The sequence below is a fragment of the Amycolatopsis sp. SID8362 genome, from assembly GCF_010550475.1.
Lineage (GTDB): Bacteria > Actinomycetota > Actinomycetes > Mycobacteriales > Pseudonocardiaceae > Amycolatopsis > Amycolatopsis eburnea.
In genome coordinates this window covers 1-2277 of sequence record NZ_JAAGNB010001629.1, presented here as the reverse complement: position 1 = coordinate 2277, position 2277 = coordinate 1, and the positions used below count along the sequence as shown (strand labels likewise).

General features: G+C 74.4%; 4 protein-coding genes. 3 read left to right on the top strand and 1 reads right to left on the bottom strand.

The window, feature by feature from the left end; all coding sequences use genetic code 11:
• Window positions 1-814, top strand: an 814-nt coding sequence (locus tag G3I65_RS50425) for a class I SAM-dependent methyltransferase (protein WP_160702955.1), incomplete at its 5' end; no start/stop codon positions are given.
• Here G3I65_RS50425 and G3I65_RS50420 read toward each other — a convergent pair.
• A complete protein-coding gene (locus G3I65_RS50420) occupies window positions 768-1376 on the bottom strand; it encodes a TetR/AcrR family transcriptional regulator (protein ID WP_160702953.1) in 609 nt (202 codons plus the stop codon). The genes G3I65_RS50425 and G3I65_RS50420 overlap by 47 nt on opposite strands.
• Window positions 1377-1430: 54 nt before the next feature.
• On the opposite strand from G3I65_RS50420, the gene G3I65_RS50415 reads away from it, so the two are divergent.
• Together G3I65_RS50415 and G3I65_RS50410 are read left to right on the top strand one after the other, a co-directional pair.
• Window positions 1431-2081, top strand: coding sequence for a class II aldolase/adducin family protein (locus G3I65_RS50415; RefSeq protein ID WP_160702951.1), 651 nt, complete (start codon window positions 1431-1433; stop codon window positions 2079-2081).
• The coding region (locus G3I65_RS50410; protein WP_239071943.1) for a PfkB family carbohydrate kinase at window positions 2078-2277 on the top strand (200 nt) is incomplete at its 3' end. The genes G3I65_RS50415 and G3I65_RS50410, both read left to right, overlap by 4 nt.

The following is a 2277-nucleotide window of genomic DNA, read 5'->3' as shown; positions in this document are numbered from 1 at the left end:
CGACCCGCCGCCGCACGTGTTCGCCGACGAGCTCGGCCTGCGCCTGGCCGATCCGGGCGCGGGCTGGCGGGACCGCGACGACATGGACCCGGCCGGCGCCGGCCGCTACCGGGCCGGCATGGTCGCGCGGGCCCGGTTCGTCGAGGACCTGGTCGTCGAACAGGCGGCCCGCGGCGTCGGGCAGTACGTCATCCTCGGCGCCGGACTGGACACCTTTGCCCTGCGCCGCAAGGAAATCGCGTCGCGCCTGCGCGTGTTCGAGGTCGACCAGCCCGGCCCGCAGGCGTGGAAACGCTCGCGACTGAACGAACTCGGCCTCGGCGTACCCGCGTGGCTGCGGCTGGTACCGGTCGACTTCGAGGCGGCGTCGTGGTGGGACCGGCTCGCGGAAGCGGGCTTCGCGGCGGACGAACCGGCGGTCGTCGCGTCCACCGGCGTCAGCATGTACCTGTCGAAGGCGGCGAACGCGGCCACGCTGCGCCGGATCGCCGGGTTCGCCCCGGGTTCCACGCTGGCGATGACGTTCATGCTGCCACCCGAACTCCTCGGCGACGACGAGCGCGCCCGGCACCGCGCCACCGCGAGCAAGGCGAAGGCGGCGGGCACGCCCTTCGTCAGTTCCTTCTCCCCCGCGGAAATGCTGGCGCTCGCCCGGGAAGCCGGGTTCGCGGACGCGGTGCACGTTTCGGGTACCGAGCTCGACGAGCGCTACTTCGCCGGTCGCACGGACGGCCTGCGGATCGCACGCGGCGAGGAATTCCTCATCGCTACGGCCGGGGCAGCTGCCCGAGGTACGCCCGCAGCATCGACTTGACCGGGTCCAGCAGCTCGGGCGCGCCGTCGCCCCGGAATGCCTCCTGCAGCACCGCGTCCGCGGCGAGGAACGCCGTGCGGCAGGCGACCGCGGCCGCGTAGTCGTCGCGCAGGAGGTGCTGCGCGACCAGGATCCGGTGCACGCCGGTGGCCATCACGCGCTTGTGCGCGCGGTCGGCTTCGCGGGCGCCGTCGGTGAGGCCGCGTCCCAGCCACAGGGCGCGGAAGCCGGGTTCGGCGCGGTAGAGCCCGGCGAACGCGTCGACGAGCAGGCCGACCGGGTCGTCCCAGGCCTCCTGCTCCGCCCGCGCGGCGAAGGAACCCATGAGGTCTTCGAGCCGGGCGAGGTACCCCACGGCCAGCGCCTCGGTGATCGCCTCGCGGTCGGGCAGGTACTGGTAGAGCGTCCCGACGGGCACGCCGGCCGCGGCGGCGACTCGGGTCGTCGTCAGCGCTTCGACGCCTTCGTCGGCGAGCAGGCGGTCGGCGGCCGCCAGCACCCTGGCCAGCTTTTCCCGCGAGCGCGCCTGGCGCGGCACCCGGCGCAGCCGGCCCTCGGTCATTCGCTCTCCAAACCTGAACGTGACTTTGATTCGGATTTATCCTAGCCTCGGCGCATGGCAGACGCGAGTTCGGCGCTCGACGAAGCGCGGCGGTCGGTGGCGAGGGCCTGTCACGGGCTCGCGGGCGAAGGCCTGCTCATCGGCAGCGCGGGCAACGTGAGCGTCCGGGTGGGCGAGCACGTGGCGGTGACCGCGACCGGCGTCGTGCTGGGCCGGGCCACGGCGGACGACGTCACCGTCGTCGACCTGGACGGCGAGGTGGTCGCCGGTGAGCGGGCCCCGACCTCGGAACTGGAGCTGCACCTGGGGATCTACCGGCGCTACGGCGCGGGCGCGGTGGTGCACACCCATTCCCCGCAGGCCACGGCGGTGTCGCTGGTGCTCGACGAACTGCCCTGCGTCCACTACCAGCAGCTGGCCCTCGGCGGCGCGATCCGGGTCGCGCCGTTCGCCGTCTTCGGGTCGGCGGAGCTGGCCGCGAAAACCCTCACCGCGCTCGACGGCAAGTCCGCGGCACTGCTGGCCAACCACGGCGCGGTCGCCCACGGGCCGACGCTGGAAGCCGCGGTCGACAACGCGCTGCTGCTCGAGTGGGCGTGCGGGCTGTACGTGCGGGCCGCGACGCTCGGCGCGCCCCGGGTCCTGGAGCCCGCCCAGCAGGAGGCCGTCGTCGCCGCGGCCGTGCGCCAGGGGTACGGGCAGTGACGCAGACGGTCGTGACGCTCGGGGCGCACGTGTTCGACGTGCAGGTCCGCCCGGTCGAAGCCATCCCGGACGGCCAGGGCGCGACCCTCGTCGAGCAGATCCGGTTCGGCCCGGCCGGCACCGCCGCGGGCACGGCGGTCACGCTGGCGAAGCTGGGCGCGACGGTCCGCACGGCGGGCGCGATCGGCACCGACCC